We start from the raw sequence: 5,341 nt of genomic DNA on the forward strand, positions 1-5,341 counted from the left end.
AACCTATCAATCTGTGTGGGCACTCGTTGATGATAATCCAAATTGATGTTTCGACATCAACTTAGGTTTCAATGATACGAAGTGACCATTGAGTCTTCGGACTCAGCACAGTCAATTCAAACATTACTATATGTAATGTTCAGTATTCATTGAGCCGACAAAATCTTAAATTGAAGAGTTTGATCATGGCTCAGATTGAACGCTGGCGGCAGGCCTAACACATGCAAGTCGAGCGGAAACGAGATATCTGAACCTTCGGGGAACGATATCGGCGTCGAGCGGCGGACGGGTGAGTAATGCCTGGGAAATTGCCCTGATGTGGGGGATAACCATTGGAAACGATGGCTAATACCGCATAATAGCTTCGGCTCAAAGAGGGGGACCTTCGGGCCTCTCGCGTCAGGATATGCCCAGGTGGGATTAGCTAGTTGGTGAGGTAAGGGCTCACCAAGGCGACGATCCCTAGCTGGTCTGAGAGGATGATCAGCCACACTGGAACTGAGACACGGTCCAGACTCCTACGGGAGGCAGCAGTGGGGAATATTGCACAATGGGCGCAAGCCTGATGCAGCCATGCCGCGTGTGTGAAGAAGGCCTTCGGGTTGTAAAGCACTTTCAGTCGTGAGGAAGGTAGTGTGTTTAATAGATGCATTATTTGACGTTAGCGACAGAAGAAGCACCGGCTAACTCCGTGCCAGCAGCCGCGGTAATACGGAGGGTGCGAGCGTTAATCGGAATTACTGGGCGTAAAGCGCATGCAGGTGGTGTGTTAAGTCAGATGTGAAAGCCCGGGGCTCAACCTCGGAATAGCATTTGAAACTGGCAGACTAGAGTACTGTAGAGGGGGGTAGAATTTCAGGTGTAGCGGTGAAATGCGTAGAGATCTGAAGGAATACCGGTGGCGAAGGCGGCCCCCTGGACAGATACTGACACTCAGATGCGAAAGCGTGGGGAGCAAACAGGATTAGATACCCTGGTAGTCCACGCCGTAAACGATGTCTACTTGGAGGTTGTGGCCTTGAGCCGTGGCTTTCGGAGCTAACGCGTTAAGTAGACCGCCTGGGGAGTACGGTCGCAAGATTAAAACTCAAATGAATTGACGGGGGCCCGCACAAGCGGTGGAGCATGTGGTTTAATTCGATGCAACGCGAAGAACCTTACCTACTCTTGACATCCAGAGAACTTAGCAGAGATGCTTTGGTGCCTTCGGGAACTCTGAGACAGGTGCTGCATGGCTGTCGTCAGCTCGTGTTGTGAAATGTTGGGTTAAGTCCCGCAACGAGCGCAACCCTTATCCTTGTTTGCCAGCGAGTAATGTCGGGAACTCCAGGGAGACTGCCGGTGATAAACCGGAGGAAGGTGGGGACGACGTCAAGTCATCATGGCCCTTACGAGTAGGGCTACACACGTGCTACAATGGCGCATACAGAGGGCGGCCAACTTGCGAAAGTGAGCGAATCCCAAAAAGTGCGTCGTAGTCCGGATTGGAGTCTGCAACTCGACTCCATGAAGTCGGAATCGCTAGTAATCGTGGATCAGAATGCCACGGTGAATACGTTCCCGGGCCTTGTACACACCGCCCGTCACACCATGGGAGTGGGCTGCAAAAGAAGTGGGTAGTTTAACCTTCGGGAGGACGCTCACCACTTTGTGGTTCATGACTGGGGTGAAGTCGTAACAAGGTAGCGCTAGGGGAACCTGGCGCTGGATCACCTCCTTATACGATGATTATTCACGATGAGTGTCCACACAGATTGATACGGTTTATGTAAAGAGACGATACTGGGTCTGTAGCTCAGGTGGTTAGAGCGTTCGCCTGATAAGCGAGAGGTCGGTGGTTCAAGTCCACTCAGACCCACCAATTTTCTTCCCGGGAGATTGGCAGGAGTATCGACACCTTGATGGGGCTATAGCTCAGCTGGGAGAGCGCCTGCCTTGCACGCAGGAGGTCAGCAGTTCGATCCTGCTTAGCTCCACCATCTTTAAGCATTCTTACGAGTGTGTTTAAAAATGGTTCTTTAATGAATCTAGCTCTTTAACAATTTGGAAAGCTGACAAAGTAATCTTTATGATTACTTGTAAAGTTCTCAAAGTATTCATGTATTTGAATACAACTAAAAACACATTCAAGTGTTCTTGGAATTTGAGTCCGGCAAAATCGAAAGCTGTCTCGCTCATTCAAATAATGAGACAGCAACTTTGGTTGTTTACCATCAATTCGAAACTCCTTCGGGTTGTATGGTTAAGTGACTAAGCGTACACGGTGGATGCCTTGGCAGTCAGAGGCGATGAAGGACGTATTAACTTGCGATAAGCCCAGATTAGGCAGTAAAAGCCACTTGAGTCTGGGATTTCCGAATGGGGAAACCCAACTGCATAAGCAGTTATCATTAACTGAATACATAGGTTAATGAGGCGAACCGGGGGAACTGAAACATCTAAGTACCCCGAGGAAAAGAAATCAACCGAGATTCCGAAAGTAGCGGCGAGCGAAATTGGACTAGCCCTTAAGCTTTATACGCATTAGACGAACGGTCTGGAAAGTCCGACGATACAGGGTGATAGTCCCGTAGTTGACGATGCGTGTTCAGTGAAATCGAGTAGGGCGGGACACGTGATATCCTGTCTGAATATGGGGGGACCATCCTCCAAGGCTAAATACTACTGACTGACCGATAGTGAACCAGTACCGTGAGGGAAAGGCGAAAAGAACCCCTGTGAGGGGAGTGAAATAGAACCTGAAACCGTGTACGTACAAGCAGTAGGAGCAGGCTTGTCCTGTGACTGCGTACCTTTTGTATAATGGGTCAGCGACTTATATTCAGTGGCAAGGTTAACCATTTAGGGGAGCCGTAGGGAAACCGAGTCTTAACTGGGCGTTCAGTCTCTGGATATAGACCCGAAACCAGGTGATCTAGCCATGGGCAGGTTGAAGGTTGAGTAACATCAACTGGAGGACCGAACCGACTAATGTTGAAAAATTAGCGGATGACTTGTGGCTAGGGGTGAAAGGCCAATCAAACCTGGAGATAGCTGGTTCTCCCCGAAAGCTATTTAGGTAGCGCCTCGGACGAATACTACTGGGGGTAGAGCACTGTTAAGGCTAGGGGGTCATCCCGACTTACCAACCCTTTGCAAACTCCGAATACCAGTAAGTACTATCCGGGAGACACACGGCGGGTGCTAACGTCCGTCGTGGAGAGGGAAACAACCCAGACCGCCAGCTAAGGTCCCAAATTACAGCTAAGTGGGAAACGATGTGGGAAGGCTCAGACAGCTAGGATGTTGGCTTAGAAGCAGCCATCATTTAAAGAAAGCGTAATAGCTCACTAGTCGAGTCGGCCTGCGCGGAAGATGTAACGGGGCTAAGCTGTAAACCGAAGCTGCGGCAATGCAATTTATTGTATTGGGTAGGGGAGCGTTCTGTAAGCCGTTGAAGGTGTGTTGTAAAGCATGCTGGAGGTATCAGAAGTGCGAATGCTGACATGAGTAACGATAAAGGGGGTGAAAAACCCCCTCGCCGGAAGACCAAGGGTTCCTGTCCAACGTTAATCGGGGCAGGGTAAGTCGACCCCTAAGGCGAGGCCGAAAGGCGTAGTCGATGGGAAACGGGTTAATATTCCCGTACTTCTTACAATTGCGATGGGGGGACGGAGAAGGCTAGGTGGGCCTGGCGACGGTTGTCCAGGTTCAAGTGCGTAGGCTTGAGAGTTAGGTAAATCCGGCTCTCTTTAAGGCTGAGACACGACGTCGAGCATCTACGGATGTGAAGTCATTGATGCCATGCTTCCAGGAAAAGCCTCTAAGCTTCAGATTGTAAGGAATCGTACCCCAAACCGACACAGGTGGTCGGGTAGAGAATACCAAGGCGCTTGAGAGAACTCGGGTGAAGGAACTAGGCAAAATGGTACCGTAACTTCGGGAGAAGGTACGCTCTCGACGGTGAAGTCCCTTGCGGATGGAGCTATTGAGAGTCGCAGATACCAGGTGGCTGCAACTGTTTATTAAAAACACAGCACTGTGCAAAATCGTAAGATGACGTATACGGTGTGACGCCTGCCCGGTGCCGGAAGGTTAATTGATGGGGTTAGACTTCGGTCGAAGCTCTTGATCGAAGCCCCGGTAAACGGCGGCCGTAACTATAACGGTCCTAAGGTAGCGAAATTCCTTGTCGGGTAAGTTCCGACCTGCACGAATGGCGTAATGATGGCCACGCTGTCTCCACCCGAGACTCAGTGAAATTGAAATCGCTGTGAAGATGCAGTGTACCCGCGGCTAGACGGAAAGACCCCGTGAACCTTTACTACAGCTTGGCACTGAACATTGAGCCTACATGTGTAGGATAGGTGGGAGGCTTTGAAGCAGGTACGCCAGTATCTGTGGAGCCGACCTTGAAATACCACCCTTGTATGTTTGATGTTCTAACTTAGCCCCATTATCTGGGGTGAGGACAGTGCCTGGTGGGTAGTTTGACTGGGGCGGTCTCCTCCCAAAGAGTAACGGAGGAGCACGAAGGTGGGCTAATCACGGTTGGACATCGTGAGGTTAGTGCAATGGCATAAGCCCGCTTGACTGCGAGAATGACAATTCGAGCAGGTGCGAAAGCAGGTCATAGTGATCCGGTGGTTCTGAATGGAAGGGCCATCGCTCAACGGATAAAAGGTACTCCGGGGATAACAGGCTGATACCGCCCAAGAGTTCATATCGACGGCGGTGTTTGGCACCTCGATGTCGGCTCATCACATCCTGGGGCTGAAGTCGGTCCCAAGGGTATGGCTGTTCGCCATTTAAAGTGGTACGCGAGCTGGGTTTAGAACGTCGTGAGACAGTTCGGTCCCTATCTGCCGTGGGCGTTGGAAGATTGAAGGGGGCTGCTCCTAGTACGAGAGGACCGGAGTGGACGAACCTCTGGTGTTCGGGTTGTGTCGCCAGACGCATTGCCCGGTAGCTAAGTTCGGAATCGATAACCGCTGAAAGCATCTAAGCGGGAAGCGAGCCCTGAGATGAGTCTTCCCTGGCACTTTAAGTGTCCTGAAGGGTTGTTCGAGACTAGAACGTTGATAGGCAGGGTGTGTAAGCGTTGTGAGGCGTTGAGCTAACCTGTACTAATTGCCCGTGAGGCTTAACCATACAACACCCAAGGGGTTTTGATGGACTCAATGAAAGAACATTGAATGTGTAAAAACGAGAATTAAAAAGCAGCTTTCCGAATTTTAAGAATTTGCTTGGCGACCATAGCGATTTGGACCCACCTGATTCCATGCCGAACTCAGCAGTGAAACGAATTAGCGCCGATGGTAGTGTGGGGTTTCCCCATGTGAGAGTAGGACATCGCCAGGCT

Annotated in this window: 2 tRNA genes and 3 rRNA genes; all 5 read left to right on the plus strand. The window is 50.6% G+C overall.

Annotated features, from left to right (window positions below):
- Positions 1 to 167 precede the first annotated feature (167 nt).
- The 5 genes from CAG65_RS19265 to rrf all read left to right on the plus strand — a co-directional run bounded on the left by CAG65_RS19265 (position 168) and on the right by rrf (position 5,340).
- A 16S ribosomal RNA gene (locus tag CAG65_RS19265) occupies positions 168 to 1,720 on the plus strand.
- A gap of 64 nt (positions 1,721 to 1,784) precedes the next feature.
- A tRNA-Ile gene (locus CAG65_RS19270) sits at positions 1,785 to 1,861 on the plus strand.
- 42 nt (positions 1,862 to 1,903) lie between these two features.
- Positions 1,904 to 1,979 (plus strand) — tRNA-Ala (locus CAG65_RS19275).
- 261 nt (positions 1,980 to 2,240) lie between these two features.
- A 23S ribosomal RNA gene (locus CAG65_RS19280) occupies positions 2,241 to 5,130 on the plus strand.
- 94 nt (positions 5,131 to 5,224) lie between these two features.
- Positions 5,225 to 5,340 (plus strand): 5S ribosomal RNA (gene rrf, locus CAG65_RS19285).
- The 16S, 23S and 5S rRNA genes sit together here with 2 tRNA genes alongside, the layout of an rRNA operon.
- Position 5,341: the final 1 nt, after the last annotated feature.

The sequence above is a fragment of the Vibrio sp. V39_P1S14PM300 genome (assembly GCF_009904765.1).
Classification (GTDB): Bacteria; Pseudomonadota; Gammaproteobacteria; order Enterobacterales; family Vibrionaceae; genus Vibrio; species Vibrio proteolyticus.